Source organism: Komagataeibacter rhaeticus, from assembly GCF_011611525.1.
GTDB lineage: Bacteria > Pseudomonadota > Alphaproteobacteria > Acetobacterales > Acetobacteraceae > Komagataeibacter > Komagataeibacter rhaeticus.
Genome location: NZ_CP050139.1, coordinates 2,697,498 through 2,714,954 on the forward strand (window position 1 = coordinate 2,697,498; position 17,457 = coordinate 2,714,954).

General features: G+C 65.7%; 18 protein-coding genes. 14 read left to right on the forward strand and 4 right to left on the reverse strand.

What is annotated here, in order from left to right; genetic code table 11:
* Nucleotides 1–29 precede the first annotated feature (29 nt).
* The 5 genes from GWK63_RS12295 to GWK63_RS12315 all read left to right on the forward strand — a co-directional run bounded on the left by GWK63_RS12295 (nt 30) and on the right by GWK63_RS12315 (nt 4,664).
* Nucleotides 30–1,250 (forward strand): S1C family serine protease, encoded by a 1,221-nt coding sequence (locus tag GWK63_RS12295; RefSeq protein WP_034928558.1) that lies wholly within the window; start codon nt 30–32, stop codon nt 1,248–1,250.
* A gap of 30 nt (nt 1,251–1,280) precedes the next feature.
* Complete coding sequence (locus tag GWK63_RS12300; RefSeq protein WP_007399892.1) at nt 1,281–1,961, forward strand: response regulator; 681 nt, start codon at nt 1,281–1,283, stop codon at nt 1,959–1,961.
* Between the two features lie 120 nt (nt 1,962–2,081).
* Nucleotides 2,082–3,566, forward strand: a complete 1,485-nt coding sequence (locus GWK63_RS12305; RefSeq protein ID WP_007399891.1) for a sensor histidine kinase — start codon at nt 2,082–2,084, stop codon at nt 3,564–3,566.
* 4 nt (nt 3,567–3,570) lie between these two features.
* A complete protein-coding gene (locus GWK63_RS12310) occupies nt 3,571–3,903 on the forward strand; it encodes a hypothetical protein (RefSeq protein ID WP_034928552.1) in 333 nt (110 codons plus the stop codon).
* Nucleotides 3,900–4,664, forward strand: coding sequence for an SIMPL domain-containing protein (locus GWK63_RS12315; protein ID WP_007399888.1), 765 nt, complete (start codon nt 3,900–3,902; stop codon nt 4,662–4,664). The genes GWK63_RS12310 and GWK63_RS12315 overlap by 4 nt, the downstream gene beginning before the upstream one ends.
* A 198-nt stretch (nt 4,665–4,862) precedes the next feature.
* On the opposite strand, the gene infC is transcribed toward GWK63_RS12315, so the two are convergent.
* From infC to GWK63_RS12335, 4 genes are all read right to left on the reverse strand, one after another.
* The gene (gene infC, locus GWK63_RS12320) at nt 4,863–5,384 is read right to left on the reverse strand and encodes a translation initiation factor IF-3 (protein WP_034928547.1); all 522 of its coding nucleotides are present in this window, start codon (nt 5,382–5,384) and stop codon (nt 4,863–4,865) included.
* A gap of 225 nt (nt 5,385–5,609) precedes the next feature.
* On the reverse strand, nt 5,610–7,544 hold the full coding sequence (gene thrS / locus GWK63_RS12325; RefSeq protein ID WP_007399885.1) for a threonine--tRNA ligase: 1,935 nt from the start codon (nt 7,542–7,544) through the stop codon (nt 5,610–5,612).
* Between the two features lie 42 nt (nt 7,545–7,586).
* The gene (locus GWK63_RS12330) at nt 7,587–8,489 is read right to left on the reverse strand and encodes a glycosyltransferase family 9 protein (RefSeq protein WP_007399884.1); all 903 of its coding nucleotides are present in this window, start codon (nt 8,487–8,489) and stop codon (nt 7,587–7,589) included.
* A 4-nt stretch (nt 8,490–8,493) separates the two neighbouring features.
* Entirely contained in the window at nt 8,494–9,480 is a 987-nt protein-coding gene (locus GWK63_RS12335) for a tetratricopeptide repeat protein (protein WP_099963186.1), read from the reverse strand.
* A gap of 101 nt (nt 9,481–9,581) precedes the next feature.
* On the opposite strand from GWK63_RS12335, the gene GWK63_RS12340 reads away from it, so the two are divergent.
* From GWK63_RS12340 to GWK63_RS12380, 9 genes are all read left to right on the forward strand, one after another.
* Nucleotides 9,582–10,811: a glycosyltransferase family 4 protein gene (locus GWK63_RS12340; protein ID WP_039999756.1), complete on the forward strand. Its 1,230-nt coding sequence runs from the start codon at nt 9,582–9,584 to the stop codon at nt 10,809–10,811.
* A 236-nt stretch (nt 10,812–11,047) separates the two neighbouring features.
* Nucleotides 11,048–12,178, forward strand: coding sequence for an aromatic ring-hydroxylating oxygenase subunit alpha (locus GWK63_RS12345; RefSeq protein WP_034928537.1), 1,131 nt, complete (start codon nt 11,048–11,050; stop codon nt 12,176–12,178).
* A 55-nt stretch (nt 12,179–12,233) separates the two neighbouring features.
* Nucleotides 12,234–12,425, forward strand: coding sequence for a hypothetical protein (locus GWK63_RS12350; protein WP_034928534.1), 192 nt, complete (start codon nt 12,234–12,236; stop codon nt 12,423–12,425).
* A gap of 87 nt (nt 12,426–12,512) precedes the next feature.
* The gene (gene dcd, locus GWK63_RS12355) at nt 12,513–13,067 is read left to right on the forward strand and encodes a dCTP deaminase (RefSeq protein WP_034928531.1); all 555 of its coding nucleotides are present in this window, start codon (nt 12,513–12,515) and stop codon (nt 13,065–13,067) included.
* Nucleotides 13,068–13,086: 19 nt separating this feature from the next.
* On the forward strand, nt 13,087–14,349 hold the full coding sequence (gene murA / locus GWK63_RS12360; RefSeq protein WP_007399877.1) for a UDP-N-acetylglucosamine 1-carboxyvinyltransferase: 1,263 nt from the start codon (nt 13,087–13,089) through the stop codon (nt 14,347–14,349).
* 104 nt (nt 14,350–14,453) lie between these two features.
* Nucleotides 14,454–15,194, forward strand: coding sequence for an ATP phosphoribosyltransferase (hisG, locus tag GWK63_RS12365; protein ID WP_223846528.1), 741 nt, complete (start codon nt 14,454–14,456; stop codon nt 15,192–15,194).
* Nucleotides 15,191–16,504, forward strand: coding sequence for a histidinol dehydrogenase (gene hisD, locus GWK63_RS12370; protein ID WP_007399875.1), 1,314 nt, complete (start codon nt 15,191–15,193; stop codon nt 16,502–16,504). Before hisG ends, hisD begins: the two co-directional genes overlap by 4 nt.
* An 88-nt stretch (nt 16,505–16,592) precedes the next feature.
* Nucleotides 16,593–16,811 (forward strand): translation initiation factor IF-1, encoded by a 219-nt coding sequence (gene infA, locus GWK63_RS12375; protein WP_010508114.1) that lies wholly within the window; start codon nt 16,593–16,595, stop codon nt 16,809–16,811.
* Between the two features lie 16 nt (nt 16,812–16,827).
* The gene (locus GWK63_RS12380; RefSeq protein ID WP_039999751.1) at nt 16,828–17,457 is read left to right on the forward strand and encodes a Maf family protein; all 630 of its coding nucleotides are present in this window, start codon (nt 16,828–16,830) and stop codon (nt 17,455–17,457) included.

A 17,457-nucleotide genomic window follows, 5' to 3' on the forward strand; every position in this document is an offset into this window, starting at 1 on the left:
TGCATTCGTGTCCATGTTGACATGCAGACATGGCATTGCCGTTTTTTTCAGATAACATGACTTATCATGAACGCACCTCCATACCGCCATACATGACACGCATCGTCATGGCCCACCCTGCCCGCCGCCTGTTACCCATGCTGCTGCTGGGCGTGGCCGGGCAGGTGAACGGGGCGCTGGCGCAGGACACGGCGGCCGCATCCGCCGTGCCGCCCAATCCCTCGCTGTTTGCCCCGCCCGTGGCACCCGTGGTGGCGTCCGGCCCGCTTACCTTCGCCCCGCTGGTACGGCAGGTGGGACCGGCGGTGGTGAACATCGCGGTATCACAGGCGCAAGATACCAAGGTGGCCGCCAATGCCCGCCAGCCCCTGCCCCCCAGCGTGAAGGGCACGCCATTCGAGCATAAATTCCGTGAACGCATGCGCGCGCATGGCGAGGAAATGCTGGGAGCGGGCTCGGGCTTCCTGATCGACCCCAGCGGGGTGATCGTGACCAACGCGCATGTGGTGGGGGGGGCGGACCAGATTACCGTCTCGCTGGCCGATGGCACGGAATTCCCGGCCCATCTGGTGGGCAGCGACGACCTGACGGATATTGCCGTGATCCAGATCCACGCCCCCCACCCCATGCCCTTCGTGCCGTGGGGGGACAGCCGGCTGGTCAACATCGGGGACTGGATCATGGCGGCGGGCAACCCGTTCGGGCTTGGGTCATCGGTCACCGCAGGCATCGTATCCGCGCGCGGGCGCGATATCGGCACCAGCCCGTTCGATGATTTTTTCCAGATCGATGCGCCCATCAACCCCGGCAATTCGGGCGGCCCGTCGTTCAACCTGGGCGGGCAGGTGGTCGCGGTGAACACGGCCATCGTCTCGCCTACCGGCGGTTCGGTGGGAATAGGGTTTGGCCTGCCGTCCGAAATCGTGGCACCAATCGTGGAAGAACTGCGTCAGAATGGCCATATCGACCGGGGCTGGCTGGGTGTTACACTGGCGGACGGGCCGGGACGCAACGGGGTACAGATCGTGGGAATCGACCGCAATGGCCCGGCCATGAAGGCGCACCTGCATATTGGTGATGTCATTACCGCCGTGAATGATGAACCGATCGACACATCCCGCATGCTGATCCGCTCGATCGCGGCAAAGCGGCCGGGTTCGACCGTGGCACTGCATATCCGCCGCCGCCATGACCCGATGAGCCTGGATGCCTGCGTCGGCCACCGCCCCGACGAAGACATGGACGACTGAACGACCCCGCCCCAAACGACGTGAGGCAACGTGCATATTCTTGTTGTTGAAGATGACCCCACCGTCCGCAACTTCGTGGCCAAGGGCCTGAAGGAAGCCGGGCACCTGGTCGAACTGACCGATAATGGCAAGGACGGCCTGTTCATGGCCGTGAGCGAGAAGTTCGACCTGATCATACTGGACCGCATGCTGCCCGGCGGCATTGACGGCGTACGCCTGCTGGAAACCATCCGCGCGCAGAACAACACCACCCCCGTGCTGCTGCTTTCGGCGCTGGCGGATGTGGATGACCGCGTGCAGGGACTGAAGGCGGGGGGGGACGACTACGTGACCAAGCCCTTCGCCTTCAGCGAACTGCTGGCGCGCGTGGAAGCCCTTGGCCGCCGTGGCCGGACCGAGGCCGCCCCCCAGACCAAGCTGGAACTGGCGGATCTGGAGATCGACCTGCTCTCGCGCACCGTGCGCCGCGCGGGGCAGAAGATCGACCTGCAGCCGCGTGAATTCCGCCTGCTGGAATACCTGACCCGCCACGCAGGCCAGGTGGTGACCCGCACCATGCTGCTGGAAGGCGTGTGGGACTACCATTTCGACCCGCAGACAAACGTGATCGACGTGCATGTCTCGCGCCTGCGCCAGAAGGTGGACAAGCCCTTCGGCACGCCGCTCATCCATACCATCCGCAACGCGGGGTACATGCTGCGTGCGGAATAAGCCCCACGGCCACGACGCGTGACAGCGCAGCCGGCCTTTCCGCCCGCTCCGCCGCCCCGGCGTTCGCGCTGGCGGGCCTGGCGGTCGGCCAGCCTGCGCTTCGCGCTGGCCTACGGGCTTATGTTCGCGCTGTCGTCCATCCTGTTCATGTCCTTCCTGTGGTGGGGCACGATCGGGTTTCTGGAACGCCAGGTCGAGACGGCAATCAACGCCGATGCCCGCGCCCTGGCCGAACGCTGGGTCATCGGCGGCCTGCCAACGCTGGCCCTGACCATCGAGGACCGGCTGGAGCAGAACCTTGATGATGATGCGATCTACCTCGTCATCGACCCGCAGGGGAATTACCTGACCGGCAACGTCTCGGCCTGGCCGGGCAGGGTACAGTACACCGACCGCTGGTATTCCCTGCCCGACACCCGTGCGGGCCTGCGCAGCATGGCGGAACTCCACGCCTACAACCTGCCCGGCACGGCCCAGACCCATACGGCGGGGCAACTGGATAGCGGCTATCGCCTGCTGGTGGGGCGCGACGTGCGGGCACGCGGCATCCTGCGTCACCTGCTGACCGATTCGCTGCTATGGGCATGGGTCATGGTCACCCTGCTGGCCGTAAGCGGGGCGGTGCTGGTGCACCGCATCTTCCGCCGCATGGTCAAGACGGTGGCACGCACCACATCGGCCATTGCCCATGGCGACCTGAGCCGCCGCATGCCGCTGGTGGGCAACGGGGACGAGATGGACCAGGTGGCCGAGGCCATCAACGAAATGCTGGACCGAATCGTGCGCCTGATGGACGGCGTGCGACAGGTTTCCAACGCCATTGCCCATGACCTGCGCACCCCCATCGCGCGCGCGCGTACCCAGCTAGAGGACGCGGCCCTGCACGCCACCACGCCAGAGGAACTGCGTGGCGCGATCGACCGCGCGGTCGGCAACCTGGACAATGTGACCGCCGTGTTCGAGGCCCTGCTGCGCATTGCCCAGATCGAGGCCGGCTCCCGCCGTTCCGCCTTCATGGCGTTCGACATGGTGCCGGTGCTGCTGGATGTGGCCGATCTGTACGAAGCCGTGGCGGAAGACCATGCCATTACCCTGCGCCTGGACCTGCCCGCCGCGCTGCCCTTCTATGGTGACCGCTCGCTGATCCAGCAGGCGGTGGCCAACATGCTGGACAACGCCATCAAGTTCTCCCCCTCCGGCGGGACGGTGCACCTGCGCGCCCGGATGCGGGAGCTGGCACCGGGCCGTGTTACCGGGCCTACGGGCGAAGGCATGCTGGACCTGTCGGTCAGTGATGAGGGAATCGGCATGAGCGCGGCCGACATGGCACGGGCGACGGAACGCTTCTTCCGCGCGGAAAAGGCACGCAACACGCCGGGCGCCGGGCTGGGGCTATCCATGGTGCGCGCCATCGTGCAGCTGCACGGGGGCCAGATGCAGCTGTCGGCCCACAATCCCGGGCTTACGGTTTCGCTGGCGCTGCCCATTGCCGCCTGCGCCCTGTCGGACGATGGACGGGAGTGTCCATCTCCACAGAACATATCAGGCATGACTCAAACGTCACCTTTCTCCCATCAGCATGACACGAACAGTAGCGTAAAGTGACAGCATGAACCTGCACCCCGCCATGACGCCCGCCGTCGTCGTGATGAGTTTCTGCCTGTGTGGCGCGACACCCGTGCCGGCAGCACAGGACAGCGGCATGGTACGCGTGGTGACCGCACGCGATGGCGCGGACAAGCCTGTCATCATTACCAGCGATACCAAGGCCTACTGCAACCGCCTGCTCAACATCATCGATGCCTATGGCCCCGCCCTGCCACAGGATGTGGACAGCCTGCGCATGCAGGGAGCTGACATGTGCCGGGAAGGACGGATCCGCTCCGGTATTGTCCGGCTGCGCCGTGCCCTGGTGGAACTGAAAGAGACCACGCATTCATGAGCATTATCCAGCTTTGGAGCCGCACCCGCAGGGGACGGATCGCCCTTCTTCCCCTGCTCATGGCAACCGGGCTGCACCCGGTGGCCGCCCGGGCACAGCGGCCGCTCTTCTCACCCGCCGCCGCTGCCGCCGCCACCACGCTTGATCTGTCTGCCACCGGCACGGTGCAGGCACAGCCGGATGAACTGACCGCCGTCTTTTACGCCGAATCGCACGCCGATACGGCTGCCGCGGCGCAGGCGCAGGTCAACACGCAGGTGGGCAAGGCGATTGCCCTTGCCACACCGGTAGAAGGCATGGGCGTGAATGCCGAATCCTATGTTGTGCATCATGACGACGGCGACCCCCGCCAGAACCGCAGGCCGCAATGGATCGCACGCCAGACAATCCGCCTGACGGCGCATGACGGCAAGGGACTCCTGCCCCTGATCGGGCAGCTGCAGGGCGACAATCTGGTGCTGACCCGGCTGGACTGGTCACTTTCCACGGCACGCCGGACGGAACTGACCCGCAGGGCCGAGACCCTTGCCCTGCAGGACATGCAGCAGCGCGCGGAAGCGGCGGCCAGCACGCTGAAGCTGAAGGTCGCCTCCATCCGCTCCGTCACGCTGGATGACCAGAACTTCCCCCGCCCGATTCCCATGATGATGATGGCCCGCGCGGCCAGCGCCGAAATCACGCCCCCCGAAGCACCGGCTTCCATGCAGGACGTAACGGCGACCGCGCACGCAACCCTGGTTTTGCAACAGCCCGGCGAATGAGGCACAGAAATTTCTGGTAAAGCTTCTTTCAGAACGCTTCAGAAAACGCCGCCTGTCTGAAAAAAGGCGGCATCCAAAAGACTTTCATCCATTTTGACCCGCATGGGGCCGCCCTATGGCGTGGAACGGAACAGACAGAAAAGGCCCGGTGAGACATCCCACCGGGCCTTTGTGTTACCGGATCATCGCGGCGGCACCTCAGCGCGGTGCAAGCACCATGATCATCTGGCGGTTTTCAAGCTTGGGCATATGCTCGACCTTGGCCAGTTCGTCCATTTCGGTACGGATGCGCTCCAGCACCTTTACGCCCAGATCCTGATGCGCCATTTCACGGCCCCGGAAGCGCAGGGTCACCTTTACCTTGTCGCCCTCGCCAATGAAGCTTTTCATGGCGCGCATCTTCACCTGATAGTCATTTTCATCAATGTTCGGGCGAACCTTGACTTCCTTGATTTCAATGACTTTCTGTTTCTTGCGCGCTTCGTTACGCTTCTTCTGCTGTTCGTATTTGAACTTCCCGTAATCGAGAACCTTGGCCACGGGCGGTTCGGCATTCGGGCTGATTTCCAGCAGGTCAAGTCCTACGGAATAAGCGCGCGCCAGCGCATCACGTGTGGACATGATGCCAAGCATCTCGCCTTCTTCGTCGATCAGACGGACCTGCGGTACGCGGATCTCTTCATTGACACGGGGGCCCTCTCGATTTGGCGGAGTGGGCATCGGGGGTCTGGCTATGGTCAGCTCCTGTAACTGTTGCGTTCGGACGGCAGGCAGGGCCATTCCCCCTGCCGCGCGCGACACGGGCAAGGCCGCATACGCGCTCGGGTCGGGAATGACCTTACATTATGGAAAGATATGTGACGCAAAGACGCGCCCCAGATCAAGTACTGTCTTGTCCCGCCGCCGTGAAAACTGCCATGCAGTCACGGCACGCGGGGCTGGATATCACTGCCGCGTGCGACGGATATCGGGTGGCAGGGCTTCATATGCAAGGGCCGATACCGCTTCATCCAGCGGCAGGACCTCCTGCGCCTTGCCACCCAGGCGGCGCATGGCCACGGTGTTTTCCTCCGCTTCCTTGCGGCCTACGACCAGAATGACCGGCACGCGGGCCAGGCTGTGCTCACGGATCTTGGCGTTGATCTTTTCGTTCCGCAAATCGGCCTCGACCACCAGGCCCGCAGCCCGCAGGCGGTCGGCCACCTGCTGCGCATAATCCGCCGCATCGGTCACGATTGAGGCAACAACCACCTGCACCGGCGCCAGCCAGAGCGGGAATCGACCGGCATGCTGCTCGATCAGGATACCAAGGAAGCGCTCGAACGAGCCGAGAATCGCCCGGTGCAGCATGACGGGCCGGTGGCGCGCGCTGTCTTCACCCACATAGGACGCATCAAGGCGTTCGGGCAGCACGTAGTCCACCTGCAGCGTACCGCACTGCCAGTCACGGCCGATCGCGTCACGCAGCACGAATTCCAGCTTGGGACCATAGAACGCGCCCTCGCCCGGATTGTGCTCATAGGTCACACCCGCCATGTCACAGGCCACCTTCAGCGCGTTTTCGGCACGGTCCCATGTGGCATCGTCACCGGCGCGCTGCTCGGGGCGATCCGCGAATTTCACGCGGAAATGCTCAAAGCCCAGATCCTGGTACACATCGGCCAGCATGCGCACGAAACGGGCGGTTTCATCGGCGATCTGGTCTTCGGTGCAGAAGATATGCGCGTCATCCTGCGTAAAGCCCCGCACGCGCATGATGCCATGCAGCGCGCCGGACGGCTCATAGCGGTGGCATGCCCCGAATTCCGCCATGCGCAACGGCAGTTCACGATACGAGCGCAGGCCGTGGCGGAAGATCTGCACATGGCACGGGCAGTTCATCGGCTTGAGGGCAAGGGTCTTGTCCTCGTCCTCGACGGTGGCGATGAACATGTGCTCGCGGTATTTGTCCCAGTGGCCGGAGGCTTCCCACAGGGCACGGTCAACCAGCTGCGGCGTACGCACTTCCTGATAGCCGTTTCGGTCCTGCGCGCGGCGCATATAGTCCTGCAGCACCGAATACAGCCGCCAGCCCTTGGGGTGCCAGAAGATCTGGCCCACGGCTTCTTCCTGGATGTGGAACAGGTCCATCTCGCGGCCAATGCGGCGGTGGTCGCGGCGTTCGGCTTCCTCAAGCTGGTGCAGATGCGCCTCCAGCTCCTTGCGGTCGCGCCATGCGGTGCCATAGATGCGGGTCAGCATGGGGTTGCGGTGGTCACCGCGCCAGTAGGCCCCCGCCACCTTCATCAGCTTGAAGGCGGTGCCTACATCCGCCGTGCCGCGCAGATGCGGGCCACGGCACAGGTCCAGCCATTCGCCCTGGCGGTAGATCGAGATTTCCTCGTCTTCCGGCAGGTCACGGATCAGTTCGGCCTTGAAGCGCTCGCCCCTGTCCTCGAAGAATTCGATGGCCTTTTCACGCGGCCATGCCTCACGCACGAAGGGTTCGTTCGCGGCCACGATCTCGGCCATGCGCTTTTCAATCGCGGCAAAATCCTCGGGCGAGAAAGGCTCGTTGCGATAGAAATCGTAATAGAACCCGTTCTCGATCGACGGGCCGATGGTGACCTGCGTTCCGGGAAAAAGCGACTGCACCGCCTCGGCCAGCACATGGGCGGCGTCGTGGCGGATCATTTCCAGCGCTTCGGGGTCCTTGCGCGTGATGAAACGGACATGGGCGTCATGATCGACCGCGCGGCCGATATCCATGAGCTTGCCGTCCACTTCCATGGCAAGGGCGGCACGGGCAAGCCCCGCGCCAATGGACTGTGCCACGGTAGTGCCCGTCACTGCCCCGTCAAAGCGGCGAACGGATCCGTCAGGCAGGGTTATGGCAGGCATGGTTTCATTGCTCCGGTATGAAGATATTCCGCTGTAATGGCGTCAGCCGAGCGTTGCCGCAACCCTGTCCACGCGCACGGTAGCCAGATCGCGCACATAAATCACCTTTACCTGCCCCGCATGCTGCCCCACCGGGGCGGTCAGGGCGGGGTTGCTGTCGGCTGAAAACAGCACCGTGCAGGGCACGCCCAGCGCGGCGGCCATGTGCATTGGCCCGGTATCGTTACCCACCGCGCAGCGTGCCCGCGCCAGCACGCCGCCCAGTTCGGGCAGCGTGGTGCGGCCGGTCAGGTCCACCGCCGTGGGGCAGGCCGCCCGTATGGTGGCGGCCAGCGCGCCTTCCCCCTTTCCCCCTACCACGACCGGCAGCAGGCCGCCTTCGGCCATGCGCACCGCCAGCGCCGCGTACCGTGCCACCGGCCAGCGCTTGGCGGGGCGGTGGGCGGCGGCACCGGGCACCAGCACGCCATAGGGGGCGGGCAGCACGGGACCACCGGCGGCCAGCCATGACAGGTCGGGCACACAGAGGGACTCGAGTCCCGCACGACGCAACTGGTCACGCTGGCGGGCGCGGGTATGCATGAAACGGCGCTGGGGGTTGTCATGCACCGCCTGACCACCACGCCCGATTCCCGACCATGCCGTCAGGCCCGAAAGGCGCAGGTAGCGCGTGCTGCGGCCCGATGTCTGCAGGTCATAGATGAAATCATACGAGCGCAGCACGCGGCGCAGCGCCAGCACCGCGCGCAGGTCGTGCCATGGCGGCCTGCGGTCCACCAGCACATGGTCGAACCACGGCGCCTGCCGCCCCAGTCCGGCAAGGGCCTCCTGGGTCAGCAGGTCTACCACATCATGGGCATGATGGGCACGGATGGTGGCGAAGGGGGCAAAGGACTGGACAAAATCCCCCAGCGCGCCCAGCCGGATTACCAGGATGCGGGCCATGGGGTCAGGGTGCCTCGGGGTCGGTTTCCAGCAGGGACAGGTCCTGGCGCGCCAGATCCGCTTCATCCGAATCCGGGGCCAGCGCCACCACTTCCTGCCAGTCGGCGCGGGCGGCTTCCATCTGCCCCTCGCGCTGGTGCAGGATGCCGCGCTCCAGCAGGGCGGGGCCGTTATGGGGCATGTCCTTCAGGGCGGCATCGATGTCGGCCATGCCCTGGTCAATCCGCCCCAGCTGGCGCCATGCGCCCGCGCGCGCCACCAGTGCCTCGTCCCGCGCGGCGGGGGTGGCGGGCAGCGGGGTCAGCATGTCGATGGCCTGCCGGGGCTGGCCCAGTTCCACCGCCACCCGCGCATAGACCAGACGCAGCGCGGTATCCCCCGGCGCCAGCGTCAGCCCGTAGGTTGCGCTGTCCATCGCCTGTTTCGGGCTGTCATCGGCCTGCCAGGCCCGGGCCGCCTCCTCCGCCACCGTGGCACGGCGGCGCAGGGACTGCGGTGTATCCTCCACCGGAACACGGGCACCCGGCGCCATACCGGCAGGCCAGCCGGGTGTGCGGGCCAGACGGTCAAGCGCGGCGGCGGCGGTGGCCACATCGCCCACTTCCATCTGCGCCAGGGCCGCGCATTGCCCGGCTTCCAGCCCAACACCATGGGCGCGCCAGTCCTCGGCATAATCACGCGCGCCATCCGGGTCATCGGCCAGGGTGGCGGTACAGCGGGAAAAGCTCCAGTCCTCGGGCGCGGTGGCCGGCGCGGCTTGGGGGGGCGCCACAGGTGGCGTTTCCACCGGGGCCGCCGGGCCATCGGCCGTGGCCCACGCGCACCGGCAGGCCAGCGCCACGGCCAGCAGCAGGGCCACCCCCAGCACGGCCGGTCCCACCGCCATGCCCCCGCCCGGCCGCGCGGCCGGGCGACGGGCCACGCCGTGCCGGGCACGGGCTTGTGCCCGCATGGAAAAAAGGGAAACGGGCAGGCACGCGGAAACTCTCATCACCGCATTCGTCGGCCCAGGCGCGGCACACGTCAAGGGCAAAGCCCCCATTTGCTGCCGACCCGTGCAGTTTCGCTACGGTCGTGATATGAAGGAACGTGATGCAAACCGTTTCTGACCGACCTGTCATACTGCAGGCGCTGCCAGCGCTCGAATCCGGCGGGATAGAACATGGCACGCTGGAAATGGCGCAGGCCATTGTCCAGGCTGGTGGCACCGCCATCGTGGCCAGCGCGGGCGGCCGCCTGGTCCCGCGCCTGAAATATATCGGCGCCATTCCGGTGGAAATGGAACTGGGGGCCAAGAACCCCATTTCCGTCATGCGCAACGCCGGCAGGCTGCGGCAGGTCATGCAGCAGTATGGTGTCCATCTTGTCCATGCCCGCTCCCGCGCGCCCGCATGGGCCGCGCATTTCGCGTGCAGGCGGCTGGGCGTGCCCATGGTCACCACATGGCACGGGGTGCATGACGCCAACCTGCCGGGCAAGAAACGCTATAACAGCGTACTGGCATCCGGCGCGCGGGTCATTGCCATAAGCCGCTACATCGCCACCCGCCTGCGTGATGAATACAAGGTGGGCGGCGACCGCCTGCGCCTGATCCCGCGCGGCGCGGACATGGTGCGCTTCGACCCCGGCGGGGTGCGGGGCAACCGGGTCCAGAAACTGCTGGGGCTGTGGGACATCCCCGATGGCGCCACCGTCATCATGCTGCCCGCGCGCGTGACCGCGTGGAAAGGGCATGCCCTGCTGATCGAGGCACTGGCCCATCTGGAGCGGACAGGCGGGTTCAGCGGGGACTGGGTGTGCATTTTCGTGGGTGAGACGAACAGCAGGGAAGGCCGGCAGCTTGTGGCGCAGGCCCGGCAGGGGGGCATTGCGGCCCATCTGCGCTTTGCCGGGCACTGCGCGGACATGCCGGCGGCCATGATGCTGGCGGACATGGTTGTCGTCCCCTCCCGCCGGCCCGAGCCCTTCGGGCGCGTGGTGGTGGAGGCACAGGCCATGGGGCGCCCCGTTATCGTATCCGCCCATGGCGCGGCGCTGGAAACGGTGGAAAACGGGATCACCGGCTTTTCCTTCCCCCCCGATGATGCAAGGGCGCTGGCCGCGTGCATCCGTCATGTAGCCGGTATGGACAATGCGGAACGCGAGGCGCTGGCCTGGCATGCGCGTGAGAACGTGCGCACGCATTACTCCACCCAGGCCATGCAGTACGCAACACTCGCGGTTTATGATGAACTGCTGCATACCCGCCTTGCGGATACGTTCTACTACAGCATGATGGCGGATGCCCCGTTGGAGGATGAAGCCCTGCCCGAAGCCGGGTAGCAGGCGGGCAGGCCGCCAGCATGCCACGTCCGGACGGGGCCTGCCTTGATCTGCCTCATAAGCTGCCCGGAAACCCCGGATGAGCTTCCTGCATTAAGCATGAGCCTTATGCAGCCTGTGGTTTTACAGTCGACAACACGACTGAAATTCTTCACCCATTGCGCATTCCATCCTCTGGCGGACGGGCATGGCCCGTGGCCCGCCGTTGCAACGCGAACACTTCGGGACCGCACCACATGAACCAGATTTCTCCAGTCCAGGCAGACACCGCATCCAGGGCCACGCAGCCCGACCTGCGCCGGGTCGATTGCGACCCGGACTTCTGGTACCCCGTGGCGTGGTCGGCCGATCTCAGGAAGGACAAGACGCTGGCGGTCAGCTACGCGGGCACGCCAATCGTGCTGGTCCGCCCCGAGGAAGGCAGCGTGTTCGCATTATATGACCGCTGCCCCCACCGGCAGGTCCCGCTGAGCAAGGGCACCGTGAACGGCCAGACCGTGCGCTGCTGCTACCATGGCTGGGCCTTTGGCCGCTCGGGCCGCTGCATCGACGTGCCCTATCTGGGCAAGGGCAAGCTGCCCAATGGCGTGCGCACCTTCCCCGTGCGGGAAGCGGGCGGGCTGATCTTCGTCTTTCCCGGCAACCCGGAAAAGGCCGATACCGTCCCCTTCCCCAAGCTGGCCCAGACGGACAACCCCAGATACAAGACCAAGCATTTCAGCCCGCGCGTGAACTGCCATTACACGTTCATGCACGAGAACCTGATGGACATGAACCACCAGTTCCTGCACCGCCGCCAGATGGGGCAGATCAAGGCGCGCTTCCTGGGGCAGGACCGGGGCGAGAACTTTATCGAGGCGCGTTACAGCTTCATGCGCTGCGCGGGCCAGCAGCCGCTGGCCGAACGCCTGATCTTTGGCAAGCACAAGGACCTGCAGGGCAGGGAGCAGCCCGTGGAGGAAGTTGTGACCATCCGCACGGAATACCCGTACCAGACCCTGCGCATCACCGACAAGGACGGTGACCTGATCATGGACCTGTGGACCGCCTACGTGCCGGTGGACAAGGAGCAGCGCGTCACCCAGTCCTTTGGCCTGCTGTCCATCCTGCGTCCGCAGACCCCGCTGCTGATCGACCTGATCTGGCCCGCGCTGGGCTGGTTCACCAACCGCATCTTCCTGGAAGACAAGGAAATCGTGGAACTGGAACAGGCCGCCTGGAACGAGGTCGGCCACGACCGCAATGTCGAGATCTTCCCCGTGGTGGTGGGCCTGCGCGAACTGCTGGCGCGCTGCGGCATCCCGCATGGCACCACGCGGCCGGACACGGCACCCGCAACGCCCGCCACACAGCCGGCCACGGCCTGATCGCCCCCCGCCCGCCCCGCAGCCGGGGCGGGCCCCAGCCTGACAGAACACGATCATGACCGAACGGCCAGACACCCCCCGCCCCACCGACCGGGCCGAGGAAGCCCGCCGCGCGCGCCAGCAGCGCGAGGCCGAGGCCCTGCGCGCCAACCTGCGCCGCCGCAAGCAGCAAAGTCGCGCCCGCGCCACCCCGGCGGACGAGGCCACTCCCCCCGCAGGCCACGACATATCCCGCAACGAAGCGTGATTGGCGGTTGCGGTCGGGCGGTCACTTCGTTAGGGATCGGCCAGCGGCACCTGTGCCCGCGCCACTCATGCCCAGGGAAGGGATACCATGCCAATAATGCCTGATTCGTGGATTCGCCGCATGGCCACGCAGCACGGCATGATCGAACCCTTCGTGGAAAAGCAGAGCCGCGAGGGCGTGATCTCGTTCGGCCTGTCCTCCTATGGCTATGACGCGCGGGTCGCCAACGAATTCAAGATTTTCACCGACGTGGACAACGCGGTGGTCGACCCGAAAAACTTTGCCGAAAACAGCTTCGTCACCCGCCATGGCGACTGCTGCACCATCCCGCCGCACAGCTTCGTGCTGGCCCACACGGTCGAATATTTCCGCATACCGCGTGACACGCTGGTGGTCTGCCTGGGCAAATCCACCTATGCGCGGTGCGGCATCATCGTGAACGTGACCCCGCTGGAGCCGGAATGGGAAGGCCAGGTCACGATCGAGATCAGCAACACGACCCCCCTGCCCGCGCGCATCTATGCCAATGAGGGGATCTGCCAGTTCCTGTTCTTCCAGGGGGCATCCCCCTGTGAAGTCAGCTACGCCGACCGCAAGGGCAAATACATGGGGCAGGTTGGCGTCGCCCCGCCACGCATGTAAGGGGCAGGAGGCGCACATCATGGACCGTTTCATCATTCACGGCGGCCACCCGCTGCGTGGGGACATCGTTATTGGCGGGGCCAAGAATTCGGCCCTGAAGCTGCTGGTGGCGGGACTGCTGACGCCCGAGCGGCTGGTGCTGGACAACGTGCCCCGCATTGCCGACATCCGCACCATGCGCAGGCTGCTGGAGCAGCACGGCCTGGATGTGGAGGATGTCAGCGGAGATGGCGGCACGCTGTCGGTGGGCGGTGCCATTACCAATACCGAGGCGCCTTACAACATCGTCTCCAAGATGCGGGCCTCGATCCTGGTGCTCGGCCCGCTTCTGGCCCGCTGCGGGGAAGCCCGCGTGTCCCTGCCCGGCGGCTGCGCGATCGGCACCCGCCCGGTGGACCTGCACCTCAAGGCACTGGAAACACTGGGGGCCAGGATCACGCTGGAAAACGGCTACATCCACGCCGAAGCCCCGAACGGACTGAAGGGCGAGCGTGTCATCCTGCCATTCGCTTCGGTGGGGGCGACGGAAAACCTGCTCATGGCCGCAACCCTGGCCCGCGGGCGCACCGAGATCGTCAATGCCGCGCGGGAACCGGAAATCGGGGATCTGGTCGGCTGCCTCAACGCCATGGGCGCGCGCATTACCGGCATCGGCACCGGCAAGCTGGTGATTGACGGCGTGGAAGGGCTGCATGGCGCCCGTTACCGCGTCATGCCCGACCGGATCGAATGTGGCACCTATGCCTGTGCCGCCGCCATTACCGGCGGCGAACTGCGGCTGGTGGGCGGCCAGATCGAGCATCTTGGCGCCGTGGTGCGCGCGCTGGAGGAAGCGGGCGTGGAAATGGTGCAGGAAGAGGGCGCCGTGCGCGTGCAGCGCACCGGCGCGCTGCGCGGGGTCGATATCATGACCGAGCCGTATCCCGGCTTCCCGACCGACATGCAGGCCCAGTTCATGGCGCTGCTGTCGGTGGCCGAAGGGGCCTCGATGGTGACGGAGACCATTTTCGAAAACCGCTTCATGCATGTGCCCGAACTCAACCGCATGGGCGCGCGCATCAACGTGCACGGGTCTTCCGCCATTATCCGGGGCGTGCATTCACTTTCCGGCGCGCCGGTCATGGCGACGGACCTGCGGGCGTCGTTCTCGCTCATCATCGCGGGGCTTGCCGCCCATGGCGAGACGATCCTGAGCCGCGTCTACCATCTTGACCGCGGCTATGAGGCCGTGGAGCGCAAGCTGGCGCAGTGTGGCGCGCATATCGAACGCGTTTCGGGCTGACGGGCCGCTGCCCCGAGAAAACTGCCCTTCCTGCATGAAGGCCGGATGTGGTATGCGCGCATGTCACCAAAGGGGTGCCCTGTGCGGCAGCGGTACCTGCCTTCATGTCGGAGAATACATTGACCGTCCTGTCACCGGCCCAGAACGCCGTCCCGGAAACGGATAGCCCGCTGGTACTCGCCCTGCCCAAGGGCCGTATCCTCAAGGCCGCGGCGCCGCTTCTGCATAGGGCGGGCATCGTGCCCGGACCGGATTTCAATGACGAGAAAAGCCGCCTGCTGCGCTTTGGGACCAACGACCCCGGCATAGACGTGGTGCGCGTGCGCTCGTTTGACGTGGCGACCTTCGTGGCCTTTGGCGGCGCGCAGATCGGCATCTGCGGCGCGGATGTGCTGATGGAGTTCGACTACCCCGAAATCTATGCCCCGCTGGACCTGGGCATTGGCGGGTGCCGCATTTCCATTGCCCGGCCCAGGGACCGCACGGGGCATGAGGACAATCCGAAGCGCCTTTCGCAGGTGCGTGTGGCGACCAAGTATCCCTCCCTGACCCGACGGCATTTCGCCGCACGCGGCATCAACGCCAGCATCGTCCACCTGCATGGCGCGATGGAACTGGCCCCCGTGCTCGACCTTTCACATCTGATCGTGGACCTGGTGGACACGGGTTCCACCCTGCGCGCCAACGGGCTGGAGGAAACCCAGACCATCGCCCACATCACCAGTCGCCTGATCGTGAACCGCACGGCGCTCAAGACCCAGCCTGAGCGCATTACCGCCATCATCAACCGTTTTCGTACGGCGCTGGCCTCCGGCACAGCGCAAGCCAAGGACCAGCAGGCATGAAGCGCCTCGATACCCAGCAGCCCGATTTCCGCGCCCGGTTCACCGCGCTGCTGGCCGACCGGGACAGCGATACCGCACGCGTTGACGGCCCGGTCACCGATATCCTGGCCGCCGTGCGCGCGCGTGGCGACGAAGCCCTGTGCGAATTCACCAACCGCTTTGACCGCACCAGTGTCACCCCCGCCACCCTGCGCATTACCGCAGCCGAGGTGGATGCCGCCTGTGCCGAAGTCCCGCCCGACCTGCTGGCGGCCCTTGAAGTGGCGGCCACCCGCATCGAATCCTTCCATCGCGCCCAGATGCCCGCCGACCTGCGTTACGTGGACGGCGCAGGGGTGACCCTGGGCATGCGCTGGACGGCACTGGATTCGGTTGGCCTGTACGTGCCCGGTGGCAAGGCGGCCTATCCCTCGTCCGTGCTGATGAATGCCATTCCCGCCCATGTGGCCGGTGTCGGGCGCATAGCCATGTGCGTGCCAACGCCCGATGGCGTGCTCAACCCGCTGGTGCTGGCCGCCGCCCGCCGCGCGGGTGTGACCGAGATCTACCGCGTGGGCGGTGCGCAGGCCGTGGGCGCCATGGCCTATGGCACGGCCACCATTGCCGCGGTTGACCGCGTGGTGGGGCCGGGCAATGCCTATGTGGCCGAAGCCAAGCGGCAGGTGTTTGGCAAGGTGGGAATCGACAGTATTGCCGGTCCGTCGGAAGTCGTCGTGCTGGCCGATGCCAACAACGACCCGCGCGCCATAGCGCTCGACCTGCTGGCGCAGGCGGAACATGACCCCATGGCCCAGTCCATCCTGATCACGCCGGATGCGGGCCTGGCGGAAAAGGTGGCGCATGCCGTTGCCACCGAACTGGAAACCCTGCCGCGCGCCGAAATCGCGCGCGCCAGCTGGGATGCCCACGGCGCGATCATCACCGTGCGCAGTCTTGATGAAGCGGCGGATCTTGTAAACGAGATCGCGCCGGAACATCTGGAACTGATGGTGGATGCGCCGGAGCCGGTCTTCGAACGGGTGCGGCATGCGGGTGCCATCTTCATCGGACGGTACTGCCCCGAAGCCATTGGCGATTATGTCGGCGGCCCGAACCATGTACTGCCGACCAGCCGCACGGCGCGTTTCTCGTCCGGGCTGTCGGTGTTCGACTTTATCAAGCGCACCACGTTCATTTGCGCCCAGGCCGAGTCGCTGCGTGAAATCGGCCCCGCCGCCGTAAGTCTGGCCGAGGCGGAAGGGCTTGATGCCCATGCGTTAAGCGTATCGGTCCGGCTTGACAGCCTGAAGCGCGCGCAGAACGGAGCTTGACCCGGGCCGCGCGTATCCCCACATAAACCAACCGTACCGCACGCAATTTCTGCGGCAGGACGGCAAACCTTGATGATTGAAGGACACGATGTCGAAAGAAGACATGATCGAATTCAGCGGCACAGTTACCGAACTGCTGCCCAATGCCATGTTCCGCGTCACACTGGATAATGAGCATACCATTCTGGCGCATACCAGTGGCAAGATGCGCAAGAACCGTATCCGCGTGCTGGCAGGCGACCGCGTGAACGTGGAAATGACGCCCTATGACCTGACGAAGGGTCGCATCACATTCCGCTTCAAGTAAGCCGCCCTTGCCGGTCATGACCGAAAACACCGCCCCTGCCGGGGCGGATGCGGGCGCGCAGCTTGTCCTGGCCTCGGCTTCGCCGCGCAGGCTTGAACTCCTGCGGCAGATCGGGGTCGTGCCCGACCGGGTATGCCCTGCCGATCTTGATGAAACCCCCCGGCGCGATGAACTGCCCCGCCCCCATGCCCAGCGCCTGGCCATGGAAAAGGCGGATCTTGTGGCCGGTCGGCTGGATGGCCCCGCACTGGTCATGGCGGCGGATACCGTCGTGGCCCTTGGCCGGCGTATCCTGCCCAAGGCCGAGGACGCGCAGACGGCGCGCACGTGCCTGAACCTGCTGTCGGGGCGGCGCCATACCGTCTTTACCGCCGTGGCCCTGCGCCCCACCGCCGCGTGGAAGGACGGGCGCGCGGGCAGCAGGCTGGTTGCCAGCACGGTTGCCTTCTCACGCCTGACACCGTTGCAGATTGACGCGCTGATCGAAGCCGGTGACTGGCAGGGCAAGGCCGGTGGCTATGCCATACAGGGCCATGCGGCGGCGTTCGTGCGGTTCCTGTCGGGCAGCTATACCGGCATTGTGGGACTGCCCCTGTTCGAGACCGCGCAGATGCTGCGCGGGCAGAAAGGGCGCTGGGTGCGGTGA

Coding starts and splice junctions, on each gene's coding strand:
- GWK63_RS12295 (WP_034928558.1), top strand. CDS start 30: ATGGCATTGCCGTTTTTTTCAGATAACATGACTTATCATGAACGCACC.
- GWK63_RS12305 (WP_007399891.1), top strand. CDS start 2,082: ATGTTCGCGCTGTCGTCCATCCTGTTCATGTCCTTCCTGTGGTGGGGC.
- GWK63_RS12310 (WP_034928552.1), top strand. CDS start 3,571: ATGAACCTGCACCCCGCCATGACGCCCGCCGTCGTCGTGATGAGTTTC.
- GWK63_RS12315 (WP_007399888.1), top strand. CDS start 3,900: ATGAGCATTATCCAGCTTTGGAGCCGCACCCGCAGGGGACGGATCGCC.
- infC (WP_034928547.1), bottom strand. CDS start 5,384: ATGCCCACTCCGCCAAATCGAGAGGGCCCCCGTGTCAATGAAGAGATC.
- thrS (WP_007399885.1), bottom strand. CDS start 7,544: ATGCCTGCCATAACCCTGCCTGACGGATCCGTTCGCCGCTTTGACGGG.
- GWK63_RS12330 (WP_007399884.1), bottom strand. CDS start 8,489: ATGGCCCGCATCCTGGTAATCCGGCTGGGCGCGCTGGGGGATTTTGTC.
- GWK63_RS12335 (WP_099963186.1), bottom strand. CDS start 9,480: ATGAGAGTTTCCGCGTGCCTGCCCGTTTCCCTTTTTTCCATGCGGGCA.
- GWK63_RS12340 (WP_039999756.1), top strand. CDS start 9,582: ATGCAAACCGTTTCTGACCGACCTGTCATACTGCAGGCGCTGCCAGCG.
- GWK63_RS12345 (WP_034928537.1), top strand. CDS start 11,048: ATGAACCAGATTTCTCCAGTCCAGGCAGACACCGCATCCAGGGCCACG.
- GWK63_RS12350 (WP_034928534.1), top strand. CDS start 12,234: ATGACCGAACGGCCAGACACCCCCCGCCCCACCGACCGGGCCGAGGAA.
- dcd (WP_034928531.1), top strand. CDS start 12,513: ATGCCAATAATGCCTGATTCGTGGATTCGCCGCATGGCCACGCAGCAC.
- murA (WP_007399877.1), top strand. CDS start 13,087: ATGGACCGTTTCATCATTCACGGCGGCCACCCGCTGCGTGGGGACATC.
- hisG (WP_223846528.1), top strand. CDS start 14,454: ATGTCGGAGAATACATTGACCGTCCTGTCACCGGCCCAGAACGCCGTC.
- hisD (WP_007399875.1), top strand. CDS start 15,191: ATGAAGCGCCTCGATACCCAGCAGCCCGATTTCCGCGCCCGGTTCACC.
- infA (WP_010508114.1), top strand. CDS start 16,593: ATGTCGAAAGAAGACATGATCGAATTCAGCGGCACAGTTACCGAACTG.
- GWK63_RS12380 (WP_039999751.1), top strand. CDS start 16,828: ATGACCGAAAACACCGCCCCTGCCGGGGCGGATGCGGGCGCGCAGCTT.